Origin of the sequence: Chitinibacter sp. S2-10 (assembly GCF_046530675.1) — a bacterium.
In the GTDB taxonomy this organism is placed as follows: domain Bacteria; phylum Pseudomonadota; class Gammaproteobacteria; order Burkholderiales; family Chitinibacteraceae; genus Chitinibacter.
The window spans coordinates 422,086-447,237 of the sequence record NZ_CP172558.1; the positions used below are offsets into that span (position 1 = coordinate 422,086).

Annotated in this window: 23 protein-coding genes; 7 read left to right on the forward strand and 16 right to left on the reverse strand. The window is 53.6% G+C overall.

Annotated elements, in window-relative coordinates; all coding sequences use genetic code 11:
- Window positions 1–32 precede the first annotated feature (32 nt).
- The gene (locus ACG2XO_RS01980) at window positions 33–494 is read right to left on the reverse strand and encodes a hypothetical protein (protein ID WP_410499170.1); all 462 of its coding nucleotides are present in this window, start codon (window positions 492–494) and stop codon (window positions 33–35) included.
- Here ACG2XO_RS01980 and ACG2XO_RS01985 point away from each other — a divergent pair.
- A protein-coding gene (locus ACG2XO_RS01985) for an IS3 family transposase (RefSeq protein ID WP_410499171.1) occupies window positions 470–1,644 on the forward strand; the annotation gives its coding sequence in 2 pieces (ribosomal slippage) (window positions 470–737 and window positions 737–1,644; 1,176 coding nt in all). The genes ACG2XO_RS01980 and ACG2XO_RS01985 overlap by 25 nt on opposite strands.
- Before the next feature lie 27 nt (window positions 1,645–1,671).
- Here ACG2XO_RS01985 and ACG2XO_RS01990 read toward each other — a convergent pair.
- Together ACG2XO_RS01990 and ACG2XO_RS01995 are read right to left on the reverse strand one after the other, a co-directional pair.
- Complete coding sequence (locus tag ACG2XO_RS01990) at window positions 1,672–2,808, reverse strand: Fic family protein (protein WP_410499172.1); 1,137 nt, start codon at window positions 2,806–2,808, stop codon at window positions 1,672–1,674.
- 282 nt (window positions 2,809–3,090) lie between these two features.
- Window positions 3,091–3,243 (reverse strand): helix-turn-helix domain-containing protein, encoded by a 153-nt coding sequence (locus tag ACG2XO_RS01995; RefSeq protein WP_410499173.1) that lies wholly within the window; start codon window positions 3,241–3,243, stop codon window positions 3,091–3,093.
- A gap of 596 nt (window positions 3,244–3,839) precedes the next feature.
- Here ACG2XO_RS01995 and ACG2XO_RS02000 point away from each other — a divergent pair.
- The gene (locus ACG2XO_RS02000) at window positions 3,840–6,284 is read left to right on the forward strand and encodes an ATP-binding protein (protein WP_410499174.1); all 2,445 of its coding nucleotides are present in this window, start codon (window positions 3,840–3,842) and stop codon (window positions 6,282–6,284) included.
- 27 nt (window positions 6,285–6,311) lie between these two features.
- Here ACG2XO_RS02000 and ACG2XO_RS02005 read toward each other — a convergent pair whose 3' ends face one another.
- The 7 genes from ACG2XO_RS02005 to ACG2XO_RS02035 all read right to left on the reverse strand — a co-directional run bounded on the left by ACG2XO_RS02005 (window position 6,312) and on the right by ACG2XO_RS02035 (window position 13,888).
- Complete coding sequence (locus ACG2XO_RS02005) at window positions 6,312–7,484, reverse strand: MalY/PatB family protein (RefSeq protein ID WP_410499175.1); 1,173 nt, start codon at window positions 7,482–7,484, stop codon at window positions 6,312–6,314.
- Window positions 7,485–7,496: 12 nt separating this feature from the next.
- On the reverse strand, window positions 7,497–8,135 hold the full coding sequence (locus ACG2XO_RS02010; RefSeq protein WP_410499176.1) for an HAD-IA family hydrolase: 639 nt from the start codon (window positions 8,133–8,135) through the stop codon (window positions 7,497–7,499).
- 31 nt (window positions 8,136–8,166) lie between these two features.
- Entirely contained in the window at window positions 8,167–9,435 is a 1,269-nt protein-coding gene (locus tag ACG2XO_RS02015; RefSeq protein ID WP_410499177.1) for an MFS transporter, read from the reverse strand.
- Window positions 9,436–9,724: 289 nt separating this feature from the next.
- Window positions 9,725–10,879: an NAD(P)/FAD-dependent oxidoreductase gene (locus ACG2XO_RS02020; protein WP_410499178.1), complete on the reverse strand. Its 1,155-nt coding sequence runs from the start codon at window positions 10,877–10,879 to the stop codon at window positions 9,725–9,727.
- A 37-nt stretch (window positions 10,880–10,916) separates the two neighbouring features.
- Window positions 10,917–11,852 (reverse strand): LysR substrate-binding domain-containing protein, encoded by a 936-nt coding sequence (locus ACG2XO_RS02025; protein WP_410499179.1) that lies wholly within the window; start codon window positions 11,850–11,852, stop codon window positions 10,917–10,919.
- Window positions 11,849–12,370, reverse strand: a complete 522-nt coding sequence (locus tag ACG2XO_RS02030; protein ID WP_410499180.1) for a disulfide bond formation protein B — start codon at window positions 12,368–12,370, stop codon at window positions 11,849–11,851. The genes ACG2XO_RS02025 and ACG2XO_RS02030 overlap by 4 nt, the downstream gene beginning before the upstream one ends.
- Window positions 12,371–12,739: 369 nt before the next feature.
- On the reverse strand, window positions 12,740–13,888 hold the full coding sequence (locus tag ACG2XO_RS02035) for a patatin-like phospholipase family protein (RefSeq protein WP_410499181.1): 1,149 nt from the start codon (window positions 13,886–13,888) through the stop codon (window positions 12,740–12,742).
- Window positions 13,889–14,099: 211 nt separating this feature from the next.
- Here ACG2XO_RS02035 and guaB point away from each other — a divergent pair, with 211 nt between their 5' ends.
- Window positions 14,100–15,566, forward strand: coding sequence for an IMP dehydrogenase (gene guaB / locus ACG2XO_RS02040; RefSeq protein ID WP_410499182.1), 1,467 nt, complete (start codon window positions 14,100–14,102; stop codon window positions 15,564–15,566).
- A gap of 168 nt (window positions 15,567–15,734) precedes the next feature.
- Here the strand turns inward: guaB and ACG2XO_RS02045 are convergent, their stop codons facing one another.
- On the reverse strand, window positions 15,735–16,493 hold the full coding sequence (locus tag ACG2XO_RS02045; RefSeq protein WP_410499184.1) for a substrate-binding periplasmic protein: 759 nt from the start codon (window positions 16,491–16,493) through the stop codon (window positions 15,735–15,737).
- A gap of 86 nt (window positions 16,494–16,579) precedes the next feature.
- Window positions 16,580–17,053, reverse strand: coding sequence for a SixA phosphatase family protein (locus tag ACG2XO_RS02050; RefSeq protein ID WP_410499185.1), 474 nt, complete (start codon window positions 17,051–17,053; stop codon window positions 16,580–16,582).
- 465 nt (window positions 17,054–17,518) lie between these two features.
- Between ACG2XO_RS02050 and ACG2XO_RS02055 the strand changes: the two genes are divergently transcribed.
- The 4 genes from ACG2XO_RS02055 (at window position 17,519) to ACG2XO_RS02070 (ending at window position 21,736) form a co-directional block, all read left to right on the forward strand.
- Window positions 17,519–17,779, forward strand: coding sequence for a DUF2798 domain-containing protein (locus ACG2XO_RS02055; RefSeq protein WP_410499186.1), 261 nt, complete (start codon window positions 17,519–17,521; stop codon window positions 17,777–17,779).
- A 22-nt stretch (window positions 17,780–17,801) separates the two neighbouring features.
- Window positions 17,802–18,338: a YdeI/OmpD-associated family protein gene (locus tag ACG2XO_RS02060; RefSeq protein ID WP_410499187.1), complete on the forward strand. Its 537-nt coding sequence runs from the start codon at window positions 17,802–17,804 to the stop codon at window positions 18,336–18,338.
- A 303-nt stretch (window positions 18,339–18,641) separates the two neighbouring features.
- Window positions 18,642–19,562 (forward strand): hypothetical protein, encoded by a 921-nt coding sequence (locus ACG2XO_RS02065; protein ID WP_410499188.1) that lies wholly within the window; start codon window positions 18,642–18,644, stop codon window positions 19,560–19,562.
- Window positions 19,563–20,797: 1,235 nt separating this feature from the next.
- Window positions 20,798–21,736: a hypothetical protein gene (locus tag ACG2XO_RS02070; RefSeq protein ID WP_410499189.1), complete on the forward strand. Its 939-nt coding sequence runs from the start codon at window positions 20,798–20,800 to the stop codon at window positions 21,734–21,736.
- A gap of 135 nt (window positions 21,737–21,871) precedes the next feature.
- On the opposite strand, the gene aspS is transcribed toward ACG2XO_RS02070, so the two are convergent.
- The 4 genes from aspS to ACG2XO_RS02090 form a co-directional block, all read right to left on the reverse strand.
- Window positions 21,872–23,671: an aspartate--tRNA ligase gene (aspS, locus tag ACG2XO_RS02075; protein ID WP_410499191.1), complete on the reverse strand. Its 1,800-nt coding sequence runs from the start codon at window positions 23,669–23,671 to the stop codon at window positions 21,872–21,874.
- Window positions 23,672–23,688: 17 nt separating this feature from the next.
- Complete coding sequence (locus ACG2XO_RS02080; RefSeq protein ID WP_410499192.1) at window positions 23,689–24,435, reverse strand: DUF502 domain-containing protein; 747 nt, start codon at window positions 24,433–24,435, stop codon at window positions 23,689–23,691.
- Window positions 24,436–24,648, reverse strand: a complete 213-nt coding sequence (locus ACG2XO_RS02085; RefSeq protein ID WP_410499193.1) for an FmdB family zinc ribbon protein — start codon at window positions 24,646–24,648, stop codon at window positions 24,436–24,438.
- A 192-nt stretch (window positions 24,649–24,840) separates the two neighbouring features.
- Window positions 24,841–25,131, reverse strand: coding sequence for a DMT family protein (locus ACG2XO_RS02090; RefSeq protein ID WP_410499194.1), 291 nt, complete (start codon window positions 25,129–25,131; stop codon window positions 24,841–24,843).
- Window positions 25,132–25,152: the final 21 nt, after the last annotated feature.

Consider the following 25,152-nt stretch of genomic DNA (forward strand, 5'->3'; position numbering starts at 1 on the left):
TATTGCTTGACCCAGCCCATTTGGCGGTCGACTCAATGCAAATCGTGCTTGCCTTTCGATGCCTGTGACAGCAGTTGCTCAATCATTGCCTGCATTGCACCCCCTTCTTTCGGATGCATGAGTTGGGCATGTTCCAATAACACTTCAGCCGTCAGTTGTCTTCGGGCATCGCTGAGGTTCTGCCGTACGGTGCTCAATTGCTGTGTATCAAACTGGGCAAAGTCGCTTAGCATACTGCAGAGCATTTCCTCTGCCGGGTAAAAATAATCCCCGCTCCGGACACTGCGCAGCATCCGGTTCATTTCTTCATCAAAGCCCGCGGCCTCTTCCCGGTTGTCCGGCAGGTAGCCAACGCTCGCAAAGCCTTCCTTGCTCTCGCGCACCATCTCATTGATATGTAGTGGCACACTGAATTTGGCCACCTGATTAGAGGTGTTATGCTGCACCTCGTAAGCGATTAGGTGACTCAATGAACAACAAATCCAGACCCACATTCACCCCTGAATTTCGTCTCGAATGCGCGCAGCTTGTGCTCGACCAAGGCTATTCCGTGACCAAAGCCGCTCAAGCAATGAACGTCGGTAAATCAAGCATGGATAAATGGGTTCGGCAATTACGCGAAGAACGCGCCGGCATCACCCCCAAGGCGATGCCGATGACGCCGGATCAGCTTAAAATCCGTGAATTAGAGAGGCGTATCAAGCAGATTGAGCTCGAAAAGGAAATATTAAAAAAGGCTACCGCTCTCTTGATGTCGGACTCGCTGAACAATTTAAGATAATTGCTCAGCTCAAGCAGAGCTACGCTGTGGCGCAGTTGTGCCGTGCGTTTGAAGTCCATCGCAGCAGCTTTAAAGCTTGGAAACGCACCAAGCCAATCCGGCCTGAGCAGGTGCAACGCTTAAGCAAAGTGCGCGAGCTGTTTACCGCCAGCAATGGTTCGGCAGGTTCGCGCTGTATTGCCACGATGGCCAGTGCGCAAGGTGTCCAGATGAGTCTTTATCTGGCCGCAAAGTGCATGAAAAAGCTTGGGTTTACGAGTTGCCAGCAGCCTAGTCATGCGTACAAAAAGACTGGGCGTGAGCACATTGAAGTACCGAATTTGCTAGCGCGACAGTTTGCTGTGGCCAAACCCAATCAAGTCTGGTGTGGCGATGTGACGTACATTTGGGTCGGCCATCGCTGGGCGTATTTGGCGGTCGTGATGGATTTGTTTGCCAGAAAACCCATCGGCTGGGCGATGTCGCTCTCGCCGGATAGTGATTTAACCTGCAAGGCGCTCAGTCATGCATTTGAATCCAGAGGCAGACCTAGAGGATTGATGTTCCATTCAGACCAAGGCAGTCATTACACCAGCACCAAGTTCAGGCAATTATTATGGCGCTGCCAGATTAAGCAAAGCATGAGTCGGCGCGGTAATTGCTGGGACAACAGTCCAATGGAACGCTTCTTCCGAAGCTTGAAAACGGAATGGGTGCCCGAGGTCGGCTACGGCTCATTTGCCCAGGCAGAGCGGGAAATACTGGATTACATGCTGGGCTACTACAGCCAGCTGAGGCCAAACCACCATAACGGTGGTTTGGCGCCCAACGAGGCTGAGCGCAGTTATTGGCTTGGCTATAACGATGTGGCCAAAATTAGTTGACCACTACAGCCCTAGTGCATGCTTGAATCAAGCAGAAAGTTCATAGGAAGTGCTGCGCCCGCCAGATTCAGATTTATGCAGCACACCCAAATTCAGTAATTCATTAATGTCTCTCAGAGCGGTATCGGTGGAGCACTTCGCGATGGCAGCCCATTTTTTTGAGGTCAGTTTGCCGTCAAAGCCGTCCTGAAGACGATTGAGTAATTTGATCTGCCTTTCATTGAACGGAGTCGCCGACCAACGTTGCCAAAAATTGGCCTTGGTCAGCACCGCATCCAGCGTAAGCTGGGCTTGCCCTATTGCTCTGAGTAGGGTCTCAAGAAACCAACTTAGCCAGTGCGTGATATCCAGCGTGCCTTTCTGGGTTTGTTCCAATATGTTGTAATAATCACTTCTCTCACGCTGTATTTGTGCCGACAAGCTGTAAAAGCGCTGAGTATTGCCATCCGCGCGCGCCAGCAGTAAATCGCCCACCGCGCGCGCAATCCGCCCGTTTCCATCATCGAATGGATGCAGAGTCACAAACCATAAGTGTGCAATACCTGCCTTTAAAATGGCATGATCTTTAAGGTCATGGCAATTTAGCCAATCCAAAAAATGAGCCACTTCTTGTGTCAGGTATTCAGCTGGAGGTGCTTCATAATGTATTTTTTGCCGACCAATCGGACCGGAAACGACTTGTATTGGGCCATGCTCGTCCGCCCTGAACTCACCAACCCGAATGCTGCTCATTCCACTAAAGCCAGTTGGAAACAGAGCCGCATGCCAGCCAAATAAGCGACTTAATGTGAGGGCTTCAGCACTGCGAGTCGTTGCATCCAGCACCATCTCGACGACACCTTCGACGTGTCGATCTGTGGGTGCCAATGCACCAATATCAACGCCAAGACGCCGTGCAATCGATGAACGCACGGTAGAAACATCAAAATGCTCGCCTTCGATTTCACTCGTTTTAAGGACATCTTCAGTCAATATCTGCAGGCTGGCCTGATCGCGCAGACTCATACCTACGTCACTTAGTCGTCCAAGTAGCATACCTTGAGCACGACAAACGTCAGCTAGTGGGTTTGCTAACTCCGCCAAATCATAATGCCAATTTGGCCAATCGGAATACTGCCAGATATATTTGTAATCGCCGCTATTCATGCGGAGATTATGGTGCATATTCACCGCAGGTGCAACTTAATACCTGCAAATAATGCGGAGATTGTGCTGGTTATTCATTGCAAGTCAGTCTTCCGAAGGGGCTGCTTTGGCCGATATGCGCTTCCTAGCATGGCTTTTTGAGCAGCCGCTTTTTCACCGCCACTGTTAATGCGGGGCAATCTTCAGCCTTGCTGCCGATTGCGATATTTGCTCTGCCTTGGTTGGGCGGCCGCGGCGACGTGGTAATTCAGGTGTCATACCGTGTACAGCTTCGGGCTTGGGCTGCCGCTGTGCGGCCAGCTAGGCTTCAACATCTTGCGGGCTAAAGCGAACCAGCTTGCCAATCTTGGTACAGACTGGCAAGCTGGCTCCTGTCGCCAGGCGGTTATAAATCGTTTGAGGACTGATACTGAGATATTCGGCCAGCGATTGCGGCGTGTAATACTGGGTCATACAATGTGCTCGAGTATACAGTCACATGACTGCCTATTCGTATAGCTCGTTCCTTCACCCATAATCCTGCACAAATAAGAGTTATACCGCCCTGCTTCTGCTGCAATTTTGCTGCAGCGAGTGCAGCAAAACCCAGTATAATGGGGTAAGCACGAGTAGGTTATGTATTTGATTTTATTTGAAAACTATTGATTTCATTGACCCATTATCGAGACTCAAAATCCCCCGCCGCAAGGTGTGTCGGTTCGAGTCCGACCCTGGGCACCAAATTCGAAAAGCCGCTAGGTTTCAAAAACCTAGCGGCTTTTTTCATTTCCAGCCAGAGCAGCACCACGGACAAGCCCTTTTGACTGCCCACAGCTTGTGTTGATGGTTTATTGGCCATTTGCCCATATTCGGCTGCCGTAAAAAATCGTCTTTTCCAATCTGCTTCAATCGCTTTCAGCGTAATCGTGGCTCAGTCAAATCTCGACAACGGCGCCAAAATCGCGTCGGCGCGAACAACGAGAAATCAAGCCAGAATTCCGGATATAACTCCTTAAAGTTAAGCACCGCTGGAAAACCATGCCACACTGAATCATTCATCCGAATCATTCATGAATGCAGGTCACGCGATGATCAAACCAGAGCAAACAGCACCGGATTTTGCAGCGCAACTGACGCAAATCGAACAAATCTGGCATAACCAGCCCGAAATAGCACGTCTGGCCTGCGTACACCTAATCGCCCAAGCGCGTGCATGGCGCCTGCCCTTTTACCAGATTTGCGCAGCCGAGCTATACGGCAAAATCATGGATCATGAAGGCAAGGCTTTTGAGGCACGCAATGTCCTGTATGAAGCCGTGCAACAGGCGCAAGCGCTGCATGACTTCACTCTTGAAGCCCGGATTTACGAACAGATCGCTCGCCTGCATTACACCAAAGGTGAATACCGAACCGCCCTGCAAAACTGGCTAAGTTGCATCGAGCTGGCTCAAGACGATGCAAAAACCTGGATGCAGGCCAAAGTCGGAATCGGGCAAATTTACGACGCCTTGAATGATCCAGCCACAGCAATCCGGTTTCATCAATCCGCAGCCGAACGGATCGGAGAAATCAATGACCCTTATCTAGAAGCAAAAATCTATATCAATCTGGGGGTCAACCTGCTGCGCTGTCACCACAACACCCAGGCCAGAGAGCAACTGGAACGAGCCAGAGAACTCTGTCTGACTCACCATTTTCCGGACTATGCGGCCGAGTCTTTGTACCGGCTGGCAGAGATCTCGATTGATGAAGGCGATCTGGAATCCGCCATGCAACAGCTGGAAAGCGGACTCATTTTGGCCAAGCAAGTCAGCTATCAATGGGGACAGGCCAATATTTATAGCGCCATGGCGCAAATTCATGCCCTGAATGCAAACTGGCAGCGTGCACTGGATCTCATCCATGAAGGGCAGCGTATTTCGCTTGAGAACGATTTTTCGCACATCCTGATGCGCCAGCATCTGGCCGCAGCCAGCTATGCTGAAGCCTTGTTCGATATGCCACTCGCACTAGCCGAATTTAAAGCCGGATTTGAATTTCAGCAGCAGCTCAGTCATAACCAGCCAGAACAACGCGCCGAGCTGGAGCAAAAAACCGGATTGCGTCTCAGTGTGGGCAGCATGCTAATCAATCTGGCCAATCATCCCTCCATCGAACACGGCAAACTCGAAGAGTTTTGCCCGGAAATCACCAAAGCCGCTACCCAGATACTGGAATTGACACGCGCCGGCCTATGGTTGTGCGAAAAAGATCGCCTGAGCTGCGTGAATATGCACCAGCAGAATAATCAGCAATTTTTCATTGAATCGCCGATTTTATATTCTCAAATTCCCGTTTTTGCTCAATACCTGCAGCAACACAAATCACTGATTGCACACGATGCGCTGCACCATCCCAACGCCTGGGATCTCGCGGAGCATTATTTAAAACCCAGACAAATCACATCGATTCTGATGTTTCCGATTTGCAGCAGCAGTCAGAATTACATTCTGATGTTTGAGCATGTGGGCGAACAGCGCAACTGGGTTCCGGATGATATCCAGCATGCGAGTCAAATTGCCGATATCACCGTACGGGCAATCACCAATCAGGAACGCCGTCTGTTCCAAAAAGAAATTCATGAGCTGAATGTGCGCCTGATCGAGGCCAATGAGGCACTGGAAAGCCGGGTTCAGGAACGTACCAGAGCACTGGCACACAGTAATCAGGAGCTGCATCTGGCCATGGACAAACTGGTGCAATCGGAAAAGCTCGCCGCATTAGGGAGTCTGGTTGCAGGTATTGCGCACGAGCTCAACACGCCGCTGGGCGCCGCATTGACGGGTAGCAGCACTCTGAGTGGCAACGGTCATGAATTAATTCAACAATTGCAAAATAACACGCTGAAAAAATCAACGCTCGAAACCTATATCAGCCAAATGATTGATGCCGGTCAGCTGATCGAGCGTAATATCCATCGTGCCAGCGACCTGATATCGCATTTCAAACAGGTCGCAGTCGATACCGGCAGTACCCGCCGACGGGTATTTGATCTGGCCGAATTGATTGACGACGTTTTGCTGATGTTGCACTCCAAACTCAAACTGACCCAGCATCGCGTGCTCAACCGGCTTCCAAGCGGAATCAAATTTGACAGTTTTCCCGGCCCGCTTGAGCAGATATTCAGCAATTTTATCCTCAACAGCCTTTTGCACGGCTTTGAGCATCAGGACGCGGGGCTGATCACTTTTGATCTGGCGGAAATCAATCAAACCCATTGCCGCATCCTGTATCAGGACAACGGAATCGGCATTAGCAAAGAGTTGAAAAAACGTGTTTTTGATCCGTTTTTCACCACCAAACTAGGCAAAGGTGGCAGCGGGCTGGGCTTATATATTTCCTACAATCTGGCCACTGGCGTACTGGGTGGCGAGCTCACGCTGGACAGCGAACCGGGGCAATTTACTCGCTTTACGCTCACCCTGCCGCTTGACGCACCAAACGTGCAATATGGTGATCAAGCCGAATCGGTATAAAGTCTGCTGACCAATTTTACTCGCGCTTTATGCACCGAGCAGCAAAGGCGCGATGCGCTGCAAGGCCTGTTGCAGCAAGGCGGTCGGGCAGCCGAAGTTGATTCTGACCCAGCCCGGAAAGCCGAAATCAGCACCATCAGACAAACCGACGCCGTGTGCTTCAAAAACCGGCAATGGATTGACCGGGTCTATGCTGCGCGCATCGATCCACGCCAGATAAGTCGCTTCGGGGAAAGTAGTTGTCATTCGGCTTGAGGCAAAAGCGTCAGCGAGCAGTTGCCGGTTGCGGCGCAAAGTCGCGATCAGTTGCGCGTGCCAGTCGCTATCGTCGCGGTACGCAGCTTCAGCGGCGACGTAGCCGAGCAGATTGACCGCCGGCACCAGCCCGGTCATTTCGCGCCGGAAGCGCGCGCGCAAGCCAGCATCCGGAATCACGGCCAGAGCGCAGCCCAGCCCGGGCAGATTCCAAGTTTTCGATGGCGCGAGCAAGGTAATCGTCCGCTCGGCAAAGCCGGCATCGAGCGCAGCAAAAGGGGTATGAACCAGCCCTTCGTCGAGCAGTAAATCGCAATGTATCTCGTCGGAACATACAATCAGATTGTACTGGCGGGCAATACCCAGCAGGGTATTGAGTTCATCATGGTTCCATGCCCGACCCACCGGATTGTGCGGGTGGCACAGCAACAGCAATCGGGTTTGCGGCGTGATCGCCGCTTCGAGCGCGGCAAAATCCCAACTCCAGCGCCCGGCCTGTTCGATCAGCGGCACGGTGATCAGCTCGCGACCGGCCAGTCGCGGCGCGTGCAGAAATGGCGGATAAACCGGCGTTGCGGTGATCACCGCATCGCCGTCCTGCCCCACTGCGCGACACGCCAGATTAATCCCCTGCACCAGCCCCGGTAGCCAGACTATCCACTCAGTAGCGATGCCCCACTGATAATGCTTGCGGGCATAGTGCTGAACTGCATCGACCAGACTGTCCGGCGCATGCGTGTAGCCAAAAACGCCGTGGTCGATTCGCTCGTGCAATGCGGCGAGCACCGAGTCGGGTGCGGCAAAATCCATATCGGCGACCCACAGCGGCAGAATGTCGCGATCACGGTATTTGTCCCCCCGGTATTTATCCCATTTAATGCTCGCCGTGCCGTGTCTATCAATCAGGCTGTCGAATTCATTGCCGGATGTGTGTGCATTTTCCACTGGGTGGCCTCCTCAAAAACTCAGCGTCAGTACGCCTTCGTGCTGTGCGAAGCGGACTGCGGCGAAATCTTGCCAGTGGGCGACAACGTCCGGATGCAATGCTTGAGTTCCACCAATCTGCACCACACGGCAACCGGCTGCCAGCGCGCTGTGGATTCCAGCGGGCGCGTCCTCAAAAGCAATGCAATCGGCCGGATCCAGGCCGAGCCGGCTGGCGGCAAGCCGGTAGATTTGCGGATCGGGCTTGCCCGCGCTGACGCACTCGGCGGTCACCATGCTGGCCGGAACAGGCAGGTGGCAATGATGCAGCCGCATCGACGCCACCGGCATCGTCGCCGAAGTGGCAATCGTCCACCTATCCTGGGGTATAGTCCGCAACAGCACAGCAGATCCTGCAATTGGGACAATACCCTCACAATCAGCGCTTTCCAGCTGGTCGACCCACGCCGCCTCAAACGCGGCGTCAAGTTGCGGAGCGATTTTAGCAATCGTATCTTCGGTGCGAACACCCTGCTGGATTGCCATCACCGCAGCCAGATCGATTCCGCACCGCTCGCACCACTGCCGCCAGACGACTTCGACCTTGGCGTGCGAATCGAGCAAGGTGCCGTCCATATCAAACAAAAAACCCTTGGCGATCAGTATCTGCATGGCATCCTCGCAATTATCAACAGAAACTACATCATACGTTGACCGGCTGTGCTTGGTGGGCGGGCTGGGGTAACTCGGCAGACTCGGCGGCCGATTCGCAGCGCAAGCCTTCCCGATGCCACAGACCGGGAAAACAGCGTATCCAGATTCCGGCGACCAGCATCGTACAAGCACCGCCGAGCACGACGGCAGCCGGCGCGCCGAAATAATGCGCGGTCAATCCCGATTCGAATTCGCCCAGCTGGTTCGACGCGCCGATAAACAAGCCGTTCACTGCGCTGACGCGGCCACGCATAGGGTCGGGCGTATCGAGCTGAACCAGCGCACCGCGCACCATCATGCTGACCATATCGGCCGCCCCCAGTATCGCCAGCGCCAGCAAGGATAGCCACAGCGAACGCGAAACACCGAACAGCATCGTCGCCATCCCGAACACGCCGACCGCCAGAAACATTTTTTTGCCGACCGCACGCTGAATCGGAAAATACGCCAACACCACCGACATCGTAATCGCCCCCACTGCGGGCGCCGAGCGCAGTAAACCGAGTCCCCATGGACCGGCATGCAGGATTTCACTAGCGAAAATCGGCAGCAGCGCCGTTGCACCACCAAACAATACGGCAAACAGATCGAGCGAAATCGCGCCAAAAATATCGCGCCGTTCACGGATATAGCGAAAACCGGCCAACAGGTTGTCCAACCCGCGCACCGTTGGCCGCTCGCCACACGGCGGTTTGGGCAAGACCAGCATCAAGCCGCAGGCAATTAACATTAATCCGCAGCTCAGCGCATACGTCTGCACCGGGCCGACGGCAAAGAGCAAGCCGCCCAGCGCCGGCGCAACAATCGTTGCGCATTGCATTGCCGAAGCCGAAGCAACAATGGCACGCGGCAACAAGGCCGCAGGCACGACATTGGGCAGTAAAGCCTGCATCGTCGGGATTTCAAACGCGCGCACCGTCCCGAGCACGAAAGCCAGCGCAAACAGAATTTCACGCGTCAGCATGCCCTGCAGCGTCAGGACACACAACAAGAGTGCCGCCAGTGACTGCAGCGCCTTGGTGATCGTCGTGACCAGACGACGATCATAGCGGTCGGCAACCTGGCCGATTTGCAGAATAAAGAGAACGCGCGGAACAAATTCGAGCAGCCCGACCAGACCCAGATCAAGCGCACTGCCGGTAATGCTGTACATCTGCCAGGCCGTCGCGACGGCGAGAATCTGGAATGACGCAGCAGTAAACACGCGCGACAGCCAGAAAGCCTGAAAAGGCCGATGCTGAAGTAAAGAGTGGGTCATCAATAATCAAAGCCGGCGACAGATGCGGGTTGAATCAAAATAAAAACCGCGCTGATCTAATCAGGGCGGTTACGCATGAACAACTCGACAGGGGTGGGGTCGAACGACGATGAGCAGTGAAATCGGCCAAGGATGGAACCGATACAGCTAGGGTCTGTCATCATTTTGTCATGTGAGCGGATTCTGCATCTGCATCACTTGACTGACAACCACTCCAATTCTTACAGCGGCTAATTATGACATTTAAGTAACAAAGTCATCCCAAACGGCACATCCCAAACGGAACATCTCAAGCCGCAGCCAGGCGGGTTAGCAAGCTTTGTCGCAAATGCGTCGCCGCGCCCAGTAAGGCAAAGCCCTGCAATACGCCTGCGGCATCGACAAACTGCGCGACCATGCCATCGTCAATCATCTCAAACTGCCATTCCCCTTGAACAGCCGCAGCAGGAGTAAGTACAACGGTTGGACAAGCCGGGGTTTTGACGACAACAGGCATGACGGGGTATTTCAATGTAGCCTTTGTACCAAATAAGCTCTGAGCCAATACCCTCGCCTGATGCAGGATAGGCAAAATAAAAGGCAGGATTTGCCCCTCAATTTCGGCGCAATCGCCAATCGCGTAAACATGCTCAACCCTGCTTTGCAGTTGTGCATCGAGAACGATGCCGCGCTGGCATTGCAGCCCGGCGGCACTGGCCAGCGCCGTTCGCGGCCGCAGTCCCACCGCCGAGAGCACCAGATCGGCAGCAATGACCGAGCCATCACTCAAAGTCACAACATAGCCCTGCTCCAGCGTGTCGACCGAGCTGGCCGAGACGCCCAGTCTGAAGTCGACTCCGGCTGCGCCGAGCCGCTCAGCCAGATATTCACCCGCGCGTGCGGGCAGCAGTCGCGACAAAGGCGATGCTGCCGGATCGATCACCACCGGTTTGATGCCACGCGCGAGCAAATCATTGGCAAACTCGCAACCGATCAAACCGCCGCCCAGAATCGCGACGGAGCCAGCCGGTGGCACGCCGTCGAGCGCGGTCAGAAAATGACCGAAATCATCCAGATCGTTGACGCTGATCACCTGATCGCTGGCATTGCCCGCCAGATTCAACCGGATCGGATCAGCACCGAGCGCGAGCACCAGATCGCGGTATTCCAGCGTTTCTCCGTGACTGAGGGTGATCGTGCGCTGGGCGGCATCAATGGCGAGCACTTCGGTCTGCGCGATAATGCGCGCATCGAGCTCGCTCGCCATCACTTCGGCCGGTTTCAACAAGAGCTGCTGTACCGATTTATTGGCGCCCAGCGCGTTCGAGAGCATCGGTTTGGAATAAAACCCGGCGTGATCGCGCGAAATGATCACCAGCGGCGTGGCGGTGTCGAGTTTGCGCCAGTCGCGCGCCAGCGTGTAGGCCGCCAGGCCACTGCCGATCACGATCAAAGGATTATTCATGCCAACTCCTGTTGCTGCGTAATACAGCCAGTGCGGCTTACTCGACAGTTGCGTCGTTTAGCCAGCGCACTTTGGGCATTGTCGATTGCAAAATCGCTAGGCGCAAAGTTTCAACCGCAGCCTGACGCGGAAAATTTTTGCGCCAGGCCATCACGACACGCCGCGTCGGCGTCGGTGCGGCAAACGGGCGAATACTGAGCAAGGCATCGTCAGCGGCGCTGACCGAAGTTGCCGGCAGCACCGTCACGCCAATGCCACCTGCGACCATATGCCGTATCGTCGTCAACGACGAGCCCTGCAAGGTGCGCTGCAGACTGCCATGACTACTGCTTTCGCGATTCAGGTCAGGGCAGGTTTGCAAGACCTGATCACGGAAACAGTTGCCCGGTGAAAGTAACAGGACGTTTTCTTCGGACAATTGTTCTGCCGAAATTTCAGCCAGAGATTCCCACGCATGCCCCCGGGGAGTAGCTACGACAAAGTCCTCTTCGTATATGGCCTGCGTAGAAATACCCCCCTCATGAAACGGATCAGCCACAATCGCGACGTCAATTTCGCCCTGCTTTAACATTTCGGCCAGCCGTGCGGTGTAGTGCTCCTCGAGCAGCAACTGCATTTGCGGTGCCAACTCGCGCAATTGCGGGATCAGATGCGGCAGCAAATACGGCCCGATGGTGTAAATCACGCCCAGCCGCAACGATCCGGCCAGCGGGTCTTTGCCTTGCTCGGACAATTGCTTGAGCACGGCAACTTCTTCGAGCACGCGCTGCGCCTGCTCGACGATGCGCTCGCCATTGGCTGTCAGCGTCACATCGCCCGACGAGCGCTCGAACAGCATCACGCCGAGCTCGTCTTCGAGTTTTTTGACCGCGACCGACAAAGTCGGCTGCGAAACAAAACAGCTATTGGCTGCGCGGCCAAAATGCCGTTCACGCGCGACGGCGACGATATATCTCAGTTCGGTTAAAGTCATCGCCATTGATTCCGTCGGATTTCAGCCAGCTGGCGACGCGCCAGCCACCATGTTGCCGCAATCAAGCCAACACAAGCGACGATAATCCAGGCCGGCAAAGTCACGCCAAACAACATGAAATCGATATTCGAGCAGTCCCCCACCGGGCGGATCACCGCGGCAATCCAGCCGGGCAAGGCATTCAGGTCAATCGGGAATGGCAGACTGGCAGCACAAGATACGGTCGGATCTTTCGGCCCGTATTGCAGCCAGACATGACGCACGCCGGTCACCGCACCAAACAACGCCCAGCCGGTCAGCACAGTGCACCAGGCATAAACGCCGGAGCGGGTTTTGGGCGGAATGATCGCAGCGAGCAAGGCGGTTAGCCCGAAGCCGATCAGAGCAATGCGCTCATACACGCACATCAGGCACGGCATCAGCCATTCGTAAAACTGGTGATAAAGCGCGAAAGCAATCATTCCGGAACATGCAATAAACAGAACGCCGAAACCGGCTCGCCAGCGAAACAGATTCATTCCGAAACTCCGCGCAGATAGGAAATACCTATTCTAACGCTGAAATTGATTCATTGGTCGTAATTAGGCTCTGTTGACGTTTGGCTTACGGTCGCGCTGGCGCGATTTTTGTGACGAATCAAGGCATTGGCTGCGATGCATAGTCATTCTATGTGAGCAGGCAATAACGCAGAGTCGTCACAAAAAGCGCCCAGCCCGGAAGGTTTGGCTGTGGATTTTTTTAGATAACAATCCGCCTGACACTGCATTGCAAAACCTTCACGTAGAATGACTATGCATCAGGAACTGTTTTTATAGATAAAGGCATGCCGCCTTGTTTCAGGCCAAAACCAGCACAAACGCGACTCGCAAACCAAACGTCAACAGAGCCTAATCCGCCGCGAGAAAATGACGGAGTTGCGCCTCTTTTTCGAGCGCATCGCGATAACCCAGCGTAATCAGCTTGCGCGAGTACGGGCCACAGAACAGCAGATAACTCGCCAGCACCGAACCTTGCCGCCGGAAAGCGCCCAGACCGCCGAGAAAGAACCGCATTCCGAGCGAAAATTCGCGCCGGAATGGCAGCGTCAGTTTTTCCAGCGGCTGCGACGGCGAAATCGTCAGCACTTCAATCGGGCGCAAGCCCGCACCATCGCGCAACACGCTCGGAATATAGGAAATCGTTCGGTTGATGCGCGTGATGCGTTCCAGATCGGTTTCGAGCGAATCGAGGAAAATGCTGTTCATCAGCTGGCCGCTGACCTGTGCCAGCGTCGGATAACTATTGGTGTGCTGGCGCGCCGGGCCATCGTCGCTTTGCGGCGCAACCCCGATCACCAGCACGCGCCGGGCGCCCAGATGAATCGCCGGGCTCAGCGGCGCGATTTGCCGCACCGAGCCATCACCAAAATATTCACGGTTAATATGCTCGGCTGGAAAAACCAGCGGAATTGCGCTGGACGCCATCAGATGAGAGAGATTCAGCTCGGTACGTACGCCGATGCGCGAAGCACGCTGCCAGCTCTCTAATTCGGGAACGCCTTGAAAAAAAGCCACCGATTGGCCCGAGCTATAACCCAGCGCCGAAATCGACACGGCCTTGAGCGAGCCGCGATCGAGATTGCGCTGGATTTGCGAAAAATCGACGATACCGGACAGGAATTCGCGCAATGGCGAGTTATCAAGAAACGAGCGAGGATTTTTCTCGCCCAGACCGCCCAGCAGCAGCGCCGCCAGCCAGTGCACTCCGGTCGCCATCAGGCAACGCATCGAACCGTGATAAATCTGCTCGGGGTTAAGGTTCTGCCACATCCGCGCCAGCGAAAAAACCGAATGGCGAAACTGCGAAGCGCCCATCGCCAGCCCGGCGGCGTTGATCGCACCAGCTGAAGTGCCGCAAATAATCGGGAAAGGATTGGGCGCATGTTGTGGCAGTAACCTGGCAATCGCCAGCAAAACGCCAACCTGATAAGCCGCCCGTGCGCCACCGCCCGACAGAATCAGCGCCGTATCGGGTGCGGCATTCAGATTCCGGCTCATATCGCCTCCCCCGCCGGATTTGCTGATCCGGCTATTGCTTTCAGGCTAGCTTGTAAGGACAGCGAGAGCAATCATGCGACGCAACATCAGTAAGGTCTGATAAGCAGCCCCATAATCCATCAATCACAATATGACAAGTAAATCATTCAAGGCCGTGGTCGAAAAACTGACAGTTCGGTATAATGCTTTTTTGGCGAAAAGGATTTAGCTCATGCGCATTGTGCAAAAAGCCCTCACGTTCGACGACGTTTTGCTCGTCCCTGCTCATTCAAACGTGATGCCACGCGATGTCTCGTTGGCAACCCAGTTCACGCGCGGTATCCGCCTGAACCTCCCTCTGGTGTCCGCTGCAATGGATACCGTCACCGAAGCGCGTCTGGCCATTGCCATGGCACAGGAAGGCGGCATCGGTATCATCCATAAAAACATGACTCCCGCAATGCAGGCCAAAGAAGTAGCCAAAGTAAAACGCTACGAATCGGGCATTGTGAAAGACCCGGTCACTGTGGCACCCAGTATGCTGGTTCGCGACGTCATTGCTTTGACTCGCCAGCATAAAATCTCCGGCCTGCCGGTGATCGACAACGGTCAGCTCGTTGGTATCGTCACCAACCGTGACCTGCGTTTTGAAACCCGCCTGGACGTGCCGGTTGCTTCGATCATGACGCCAAAAGAAAAACTGGTAACGGTCCGCGAGGGCACCAGCATTGAAGACGCGCGCACCTTGATGCACGAACACCGCCTTGAGCGCGTACTGGTTGTTGATGGCGCTTTCCAGCTCAAAGGCCTGATTACTGTTAAAGACATTATCAAAACCAGCGAACACCCGCTGGCCGCCAAAGACGAACAAGGCCGTCTGCGCGTTGGCGCTGCGGTTGGCGTTGGCGCAGGCACTGACGAACGCGTGCAATTGCTCGTCGAAGCGGGCGTTGACGTGATCGTTGTCGATACCGCGCATGGCCACAGCCAGGGCGTGATCGATCGCGTGCGTTGGGTCAAAACCAACTTCCCCCAAGTCCAAGTGATTGGTGGCAATATCGCCACTGGCGCAGCGGCCAAAGCACTGGTTGAAGCCGGCGCGGATGCCGTCAAAGTCGGCATTGGTCCTGGCTCGATCTGCACGACGCGGATTGTGGCCGGTGTCGGCGTTCCGCAAATTTCTGCCGTAGCGAATGTCGCCGAAGCCCTTGCTGGCACCGGCGTACCCTTGATCGCTGACGGCGGTATCCGCTTCTCGGGCGACATAGCCAAAGCCATCGCCGCTGGCGCGCACATGGTCATGCTCGGCGGCCTCTTCGGTGGCACTGAAGAAGCACCGGGTGAAGTTGAACTCTACCAAGGTCGCTCATACAAGAGCTACCGCGGCATGGGCTCGCTGGGCGCGATGTCGGGCGCGAATGGCTCGTCAGACCGTTACTTCCAGGACAAAACGGCGGACGCCGACAAGCTTGTTCCGGAAGGCATCGAAGGTCGCGTTCCTTACAAAGGCCCGCTAACTGCCGTGATTCACCAATTGATGGGCGGCCTGCGTTCGTCAATGGGTTATCTCGGTTGTGCCAGCATCGACGACGTTCACGCCAAAGCCGAATTCGTGCAAATTACCGCAGCCGGTATTCGTGAATCACACGTTCATGATGTGCAGATCACCAAGGAAGCGCCAAACTATCATCAAGACTAAGTGCTTGAACCCATCACAAAAAAACCGCCCCTCGCAAGATCGGGCGGTTTTTTATCAAGCATTTCAGCACACCCAGCAAGGGTATATTGCCACAAACATTAAATTAATTAGCCTACACGGCAATACCAAGGCATGTATCTTGGCTCAATCATAAAATACCAAGCCAATTTAATCGGCAAACTGTTTTTGCAGAGCCAAATAACGACCGCTTTCTACCACGCGCTGAAAAGCCTGGTTCCAGCGCTTCACTTCGCTCTCAGGCGTATCGAGCGATAAAGCGATATAGCCCATTGATTCACTGATGATCACAGGTGTTGCACGCACCGACCCAGGGGCAACTCCCGCATCGGCTATTTTTTCCTCCAGCCCTTTATCCGCCGAAGCCAGCAAGCGCACATTTCCGGCCTCCAGCATCCGGAAACAGCCGATATAACTATTATTGCGCTGTAATTTGCTAAAGCCGAGTTTGCTCAATTGCGTATCACTGACACCACGATTGACCACGCACACCGGCAAATCACGTGCATCATTGAGTGAATGAATGCCGGTCGGGTATTTCGGGTTTTCATAGAACAAATCTTTTTCTTTGGAAATCGGCCCGACCCAGCGCATCAGGGCTTCACGCTCCGGAATCCGGCTGACATTAAAAAAAGCAATCCGTGGCTCGGTCTGCAACTGATACAAACCCCGCGCCAGCGGCACTTCCTCAATTTTGGTCGGCAAACCCAGCTCCAGCAGCACCGCCCTGCTGACTTCCAGATAAAAAGCACGCTTGCCCGCATGCGGAATACCGCGCAACTCTCCGCCTTGTTTCTGCGCTTCGTCGCTCAGGCTATGCGTCAACACCGTCCAGTCTGCAGCCTGTGCAAGGGTAGATGCCAGTAGGAAAACCAGCAGCGAAATAAACGGGGAGCGATAGACGCGCATGACGGACAATCAGCCAATTAAGAATATGCTTATCAATAAACATCCAAAATGCCATTCCAGCAAGCGCCACTTGCTCCGCGTGCCGGCTATTTTTCCATTTTTGCCAGCAACTCAGGCGTCAGCATAGCGCGCAAATCAGCCTGACCATCGCGGCACTGCAACCAGCACACAGCAGCTTTTTTCAGATTTAGGCTCCGCTCGACACCACACAACAACAAGCTGGCGACACCACCCAAAATCGGCTGATGCCCGACCAGAATCACCACTTTACCCGCGGCCTGCTGCACCACTTCCTGCGCTACATCCAGTAGCGACTGTGCACAGGCCTGATCCGGATTCAGCCGAGCATCAATCATCACCGGCCAGCCCAGTGCCGCAGCCGTTTGCTGGCTACGAATCGCTTGACTGGCAAAAACACACACCTCACGCCCAGCCAGCTGCGCGCGCAAGCACTTCGCCATTTGCGCCGCCTGTTTGCAGCCTTTACCGGTCAGTGCACGCGCCAGATCATTGGCCGCCCTATCTTCGGCCTCGGCATGTCGCCAGAGAATCAGATCCATGGGAACTCCTCGTCGTTGGGGTGAGCAATCAGGCCAGTATCATCGGTAGTTTAGTTTCATATGGAAAAAGCGGGATCACTTAGGCTCTGTTGACGTTTGGTTTACGGTCGCGCTGGCGCGATTTTTGTGACGAATCAAGGCATTGGCTGCGATGCATAGTCATTCTATGTGAGCAGGCAATAACGGTTGTAATTGCTTTAATCATTTTGCTGTGCGCAGCCATGCTACTGCCAGCCTTGTTTTGCCTTATTTCTGATCGCTATTTGCGTCGCAGAAAAAACGAAATTCAATCGAAAGCAATCAAATCCGATCCAGCTCAAATAACCAGGCGCCACAGCCTTGAGTTGCTCGTCACGAAGAAAAAACCCGCCCACCGAAGAGCGCAAAACAATATGAAAAACCTGAAGCTGCATAACTACGATTACACTACGCTAATCGCAGCAATTTTATTGCAAAGGAAATCCGATGAACCCAGTAAGCAGCCCCCTCCGCCTGCGCAAATTGCCCGCCCGTTACGCCGCGGTCGTGCTGCCCTTTTTCCTGTCCATCCTGATGACCTGCATTGTGTCGTTTGTCAGCACCTTAAAAGGCGTGGGCTGGGCGGCTGGGATTCCCCGTATCTGGCTTATTTCCTGGGGGTTTTCATGGCTCGTCGCCTTCCCGACGCTGCTGCTCGTACTGCCGCTGGTGCGCAAATTAACCTCGTTTGTGGTTGAATCGGTCTGATCGATTGATAAAGCCATCCAGCATGAACTCCACCTCCTTCACTGCAACACTACTCTGCCCGGCCACACCAGGCGACGGCGCACCGTGGTTTTTCGTCGTTTTGCCCAGAGAAATCAGCGCCACCCTACCCAGACGCGGCAGAACCAGCGTCGCGGGAACCCTCAACGGTCAGCCTTTTCAGGCTACGTTGGAGCCCGACGGGCAGTTGAGCCACTGGCTGAAAATCAGCGACGAGTTGCGCGAAGCGGCCGGTGCGACCATTGGCGAGCAGGTCACACTGGAAATCGCACCACTGGAGCAGGAACCCGAGCCGGAAATCCCAGCCGACTTTCAGGCTGCGCTGGACATGGCGCCCGCAGCGCAAGCCGTCTGGAACGACACGACCACGCTCGCGCGAGTGGACTGGATACACTGGATAGTCTCGGCCAAGCAGGCCAAAACTCGAATGCAGCGCATTGCCAATGCCTGCGACATGCTGGCGTCCGGCAAGCGACGAGTTTGCTGTTTTGATGAGTCGGGCTATTACAGCAAGGCGTTTCGCGCACCGCAGAGCCGGTAGGCGGTAGGGAGTGAAAAGCACACGGGATGTGCGTCCCCTAGGCTTAACAAATACCATGGTCTTCGGCCAGTCAGGGGCGTCTTGCTCGCCCCTTGCGGGAAAAGCGCATTGAAAACATCGCGCCATCGGCGCAAAAAATCACAAATAATGTAGGACGGGTTAGCCGCAGGCGCGCCCTGAAGGAAGTACCCTTGGGGTGGTGTAAGCCGCCAATATGGTGATTCATCCAAGTTCAGTTCGGCGCGGATCAAGACCCGCCCTACAAGGCTAAATATATTTAAAAACAATACCGTGAGAGTCAAAATGAAGCATTCACATACATCCATCATCGGTCTACTGATGTTGTGTCCGTTGATTCTCGTTTTCACGCCAGCAACTGGTGCATGTGCCGAACCGGCCATGACCTTCATCTACAATACACCGGAATCGGCTCGGGATACTCGTAATGACTATACATGGCGAATATTGCGAACGGCATTGGAAAGAACGCGAAACCGATATGGTGATTTTGTACTGAAACCATCCACCGGCGTCATGAATGAAGCGAGGCAGATACAAGAAATGACTGCCAGGTCATCGCTCATCAATACCATGGTTCTTCCCGTGCGCAGCAAACTAGAACCAGATTTGATTCCTGTACGGATTCCTGTCGAGAGAGGCTTGCTAGGTTATCGCGTGCTCCTTATTCGCGCCGAAGAGCAGAGCCTGTTCGACAAGATTAAAACTCTCGACGAGCTGCGTACTATACGAATCGGGCAAGGGGCGACCTGGATAGATACCAAAATATTGACTGACCAGGGGTTCCGCATAGTGAGTGGCATGACGTATGAGGGGTTATTCAACATGCTGAAATACAAGCGATTTGATGCTTTCAGCAGAGGCGTTGCCGAAGCCGCTCATGAGTTGAAGGAGTGGCAGTCGCATATTCCAAATTTGGCCATTGAGAAACGCATACTGCTTTACTATCCAATGCCGGCCTATTTCTGGTTTCCCAATACCGTGGATGGCAGGATGCGCGCAGAACGCGTCAAGAAAGGTCTGACCGAAATGACGGCTGACGGCACCATGAAAAAAATGTTCAACCAGGAGTATGCCCCTTTGCTTAAGCAGCTAAATCTGGCGGGACGCCTTTTGTTCAGGATTCCCAATTCTCAGCTGGGGACATCCGAACCACTAGCTGATACTTCTCTTTGGTTCACACCGGCAGAGTTACTGGGGCAGTGAAACGCACCAAAGAGGAATCCGCTGCGAATTATCCTAAATACCAAAGGCTTTATTGCACAAATCACCGATGCGCTACTGCCGGTAGCATGAGCAAACCTGCCCTCAATAAGTACAAAACCACCTGCTGGCAAACGCGGGCGTCAGTACTGCATGACATAGTCGCCTCCGACACTACAACGCAACACCATGCCCTGACGGCATTTTTCAAACAGCGCGTCTCCACGGGCAATCCGTCCTAATTAGCTGCAATGGTAGGGTCGGCTTTAGCCGACCAAGCGCAATCAAAAAGGTCGGCTAAAGCCGACCCTACAGCAATTGGAACCAGGGGTATATCTCAGGAGATCAATTCAGTATTTATCTCCAGAGCAACACCCCTGCATGTATATACCGCAATCGTTGGTCTGCATGGACTCCCCTGCAGCTGCGCCGAGCAAGAGTATTTTTATGGTTTGGCTATTGCACTGCCTGCTATGCAGGCGGTGAACCGGCGGTTTCGCCCGCCGGACGACGTGACGAAGCTTGGCGGCGTGCCGCCGTAGCGAAGGCCGTGGCCTAAGGCCAGTCAGGGGCAGTCTTGCCTTGCCCCTTGCAACCCTAACGCGCCCGATCGCCGCGAAACCCCGTTTGAAAAACGCCCGTCAGGGCGCCGCTTCAACTCGCAGCGCGCTAACGTCGCGCTGCTCAAACAGTCCGCGGCTTAAAACCCTGACGGCCATTTTTCAAACGGCGCGCCTCCACGGGCAGACCGTACTAATCACGTACATAGGTATATCGACCAAACGCAAGCTCAACAATTTCTGGCAAGCAATACCACTAGTGAGTATCTGCAATGGTGGGGCTACATGGATTCCCCTGCAGCTGCGCCGAGCGAGGAACAGGCGGGGCGGGGTTTCGGTTGCGCCTGTTTTGTTAAGCGCAACCGCCGCCTCGACTGTCCGCAGCGAGGGCATCCCGCGCAGCGGGACGCAGATGCCGGGGGCTGCTTTGGGGTGCAGGGGTATTTGCAGAAGCAAATACCCCTGCCCGTCTGCGCGTCGGAACGCGCATTAAAAACAACGCGCTAACAGCGCATAAAACCACACAAAAATGCAGGGCGGGTTAGCCACAGGCGTAACCTGCCAATAGGATTGTGGTAAGCTTTCAGGAAATTAAATAAGCTCTTATTTCAACTATACCTCAGCGCTGTTCACGACCCGCTCTACACGGCTGTAAACATATAAAAATGAGATCCCATTATGGAAAATGATAACCCCTACAATATTTTTAAGGATGGAATATCCGAGAAAACACTAAAACAGCTCACTGAACGCGAAGTTGAATTACGTGAATATCGTCACCGAATTTTAGAACAAGAAAAAGAACTCGACGAATACCGTTCACGACTCAAAAAGGAACAGCTGACCCGCGAAAAACAATTACAACGTGAACTTGAGGCTCGCGAACAGTTTTATGCGGAAAGAGAAAAGAAACAATTCGAACGCCAAAGAGAAATAGAAGAACAGTTGCAAATCAGGCAAGAAGAGGTACAACAAATTCGAGCACGACTCGAAACTGAAGTCCTTCAAAGAGAAATGCAATTACATGCAATGATGCAATCTCTCGAGCAAGAAAAGGCTCGCTACAACGAAGAAAGTAGAAAAAAGATCGAGAAAAAATCTTCAGATTACGTTATTGATGCTTTAGACACTTTAAAGACGAAAGAAGATCAATTTCATTTCTGGTCACGATTCTGGGGGTTTTCTGGTGCAACGTCACTTGCAATAGGAGTGGTATTTTTCATCGGTATAACCTTATACTCCTTCATAAATTTACCAACAAATATCAATTGGGAATTTATTACCTTCTCGCTCTTTAAAGGAATAATTGCAGTCACCTTGTTTGCAGCCTTTGCAAAATATTCTTTTTTATTAAGTAATTCGTACATGCGAGAAGCACTGAAAAATGGAGATCGACGGCACGCCATTAACTTTGGTAAATTTTATCTAGAATCTTATGGGGCTGCTGCTGAATGGTCGCAGATTAAAGAAGCATTTGAGCATTGGAATATTGCCGGAAATAGCTCTTTTGGTGGAGAGCAGGGTATGCAAGTTGATGCAACAACACTAGAAAAAGTTGCTAGTGTTGTTATCGAAAAACTTGGTCAAGCTACTCAAGATAAAATCAAAGCATTGTAGGCATTACACCAAGTAGCCCAACATAAAAGAGCAAAGGGTATACACCCACAGAGCAATATCAATCGAATCTTTAGGCACATACCAAACAAAAAAGACCGCCAAAAGCGGTCTTTTTTATCATCTCAAACTACACAATTACTCAATCACTGGCGGATTACGCAATTTGATATGCAATTCGCGCAATTGCTTCTCGTCCACGCCATTCGGTGCATTGGTCAACAGACACTGCGCACGTTGCGTTTTCGGGAAGGCGATCACGTCGCGGATTGATTCTGCGCCAGTCATCAGCGTCACCAAACGATCCAGACCGAAGGCCAAGCCGCCGTGTGGAGGCGCGCCGAATTTCAGGTTATCCAAGAGGAAGCCGAATTTGTTTTGCGCTTCTTCTTCGCCGATACCGAGGGCTTCGAATACGGTGGATTGCACGTCAGCTTGGTGGATACGGACTGAACCGCCGCCCATTTCCCAACCGTTCAAGACCATGTCGTAAGCGCGTGCTTTGCATTCGCCCGGATTGGTTTTGAGTAGCTCAAGGTGCTCGGCTTTGGGCGAGGTGAACGGGTGGTGACACGCGTTCCAGCGTTTGCCGTCTTCGTCGTATTCAAACATTGGGAAGTCAACGACCCACAGCGGTTTCCACGTTTTAGTGAAGTAACCACCCGCTTCGCCGCGCTCGTGGCCGATCTTGATGCGCAATGCGCCGATGGCTTCGTCAACGATTTTACGTTTGTCGGCGCCGAAGAAAATGATGTCGCCGTTTTGCGCGCCAGTGCGCTCGATGATCGCTTTCAGCGCTTCGTTCGACATGAATTTAACGATAGGCGCAGCCAGACCCGAGTTTTCTTCGTTGCTGATATTCGTTACATCGTTGACCTTGATGTAGGCCAGACCTTTGGCGCCGTAGATGCCGACAAATTTGGTGTAGTCGTCGATTTCTTTACGGCTCAATGCCGCGCCACCCGGAACGCGCAGGCCAACGACGCGACCACCGTCCATATTGGCAGCATGGTGGAAAACCTTGAATTCTTCGGTTTTCATCACGTCGGTGAGTTCGGTAAATTTCAGATCAACGCGCAGATCGGGTTTGTCCGAGCCGTAGTAGAACATCGCGTCATCAAACGCCATGCGCGGGAACTCGCCCAGATCCACATTGATCGCCTGTTTGAAGACATGGCGCGCCATTTCTTCGGTGATGTTCATGATTTCTTCTTCGTTCAGGAACGAAGTTTCAATATCGATCTGCGTGAATTCAGGCTGGCGGTCAGCGCGCAAGTCTTCGTCACGGAAACATTTGGTGATCTGGTAGTAACGATCGAAACCGGCAACCATCAACAATTGTTTGAACAGCTGTGGCGATTGTGGCAGCGCGAAGAACTGACCGTCATGCACACGAGATGGCACGAGGTAATCGCGTGCGCCTTCTGGCGTAGAGCGAGTCAGCATCGGTGTTTCGATGTCGATAAAGCCTTTGGTGTCGAGGAAGTTACGCACCAGCAAAGCCACTTGGTAACGCAGACGCAGATTGCGTTGCATTGTTGGGCGACGCAGGTCGATCACGCGGTTGGTCAGGCGCACGTTTTCAGAGAGATTTTCATCATCGATCTGGAACGGTGGCGTTTCGGCCTTGTTCAGGATGACGATTTCTTTGGCCAAGACTTCGATCTGACCCGAAATCATTTTGGCGTTGGTCGTGCCTTCCGGACGCGCGCGAACGATACCTTTGATTTCGAGCACGTATTCGCCGCGCGATGCGTCGGCAGTCGCGAATGCGTCCGGGGTATCCGGGTCAACGACGACCTGAACGATACCTTCGCGGTCGCGCAAATCGATGAAAATCACGCCACCGTGGTCACGACGACGATGGGCCCAGCCTTGCAAAGTCACAGTCTGGCCGAGGTATTGCTCGTTAATCAGACCACAGTAATTGGTACGCATTGGAGTTCCTATCAAAATCAATCATTTTTTGCAGCAAGAGCCGCAGTATCGGAGTCGCCTACATTGAGGCTTGTTGCATCAGGGTAGGCAATGGCCTTGCTTGGCATCACCACCCCCATTGAAATCACATATTTAAGCGCTTCATCGACACTCATCGCCAGCGGTTTGATGTCGGCGCGGCGCAGCATGATGAAGTAGCCCGAAGTCGGATTGGGCGTCGTCGGTACATAGACCGACACCAGCTCGTTCCCCATCTCGTCACGCAGCAGTTCGGCGACTTCGCCGCCCGGTACGCCGGTCAGAAATGCGACAGTCCAGGCGCTGCCATGCGGAAACTGCACCAGCACCGCTTCGCGAAATGCGTTACCCGAGTCGGAAAACAGCGTGTCGGAAACCTGTTTCACGCTGTTGTAGATCGAGCGGACAATCGGAATCCGCTTGAGCAGGTTTTCACCAAATTCGAGCAAGCGCTGCCCGAGCACATTGGCCGCAATCACGCCGGTAATCAGCAGAACCAGCACCGTCATGATCACGCCAAAACCGGGAATATGTCGCGCGCCATTCAAACCCGGAATCGCATCAGCCAGACCGCGCAGCAGCCAATAATCCGGCCGTAGCTCGTTCGGCAATACCGAACCGATCTGATCGAGCGTGCCGATCAGCGTTCCCAGCACCCAGATGGTGATGGCCAGCGGAATCCAGATCAGCAGGCCAGTAAACAGATAACGCTTGAGCTGCGAAGTCACAGTCGTCCTTTGTTTCATTTAGTTGCAAGCACCGGATGGGCTGCTAGCACTGTTTTTGAAATCGGTTTGATACCAGCCATTGCCTTTCAGCTGAAAACCGGCAGCGGTCAGTTGTTTTTCATATCGCCCGGTCTTGCAGGCGGGACATTCGGTCAGCACGGCATCGGACATTTTCTGCATATGTTCATCAGCATGGCCACATGCGGCACAACGGTAAGCATAAATCGGCATTTCAGACTCCTTTACCACATTCGGCATGGGCTTGACCCGTGCCGAAAACAAAACAGCCCGACATTATAACGCGGAACCGATTTGAACGTGAATGCGTGCGCCCCTCATCCACAGAAAGCGAAAAGAACGCACATACCCAGCGATGTATATAACTGGAGACAGCATTTTAAAATACGTCCAAAGCAATACCCATCAAGCTCGAAACATAAAATACACGGCACCGACCATGCACAGCGCGGCGTAAACATAATTCCACTGAAATGGCTGCTTCATATACAACACGGCAAAGGGAATAAATACGGAGAGGCTGATGACTTCCTGCATGATTTTGAGCTGCGCCAGGCTGTAAACCTGATAGCCAATCCGGTTGGCCGGCACTTGCAGCAGGTATTCGAACAAGGCGATCCCCCAGCTCATCAGTGCCATCAGCAGCCACGGCTTGGTCTGACCATGCTTCAGATGGGCATACCAGGCAAAGGTCATAAACAGATTCGAGCAAACCAA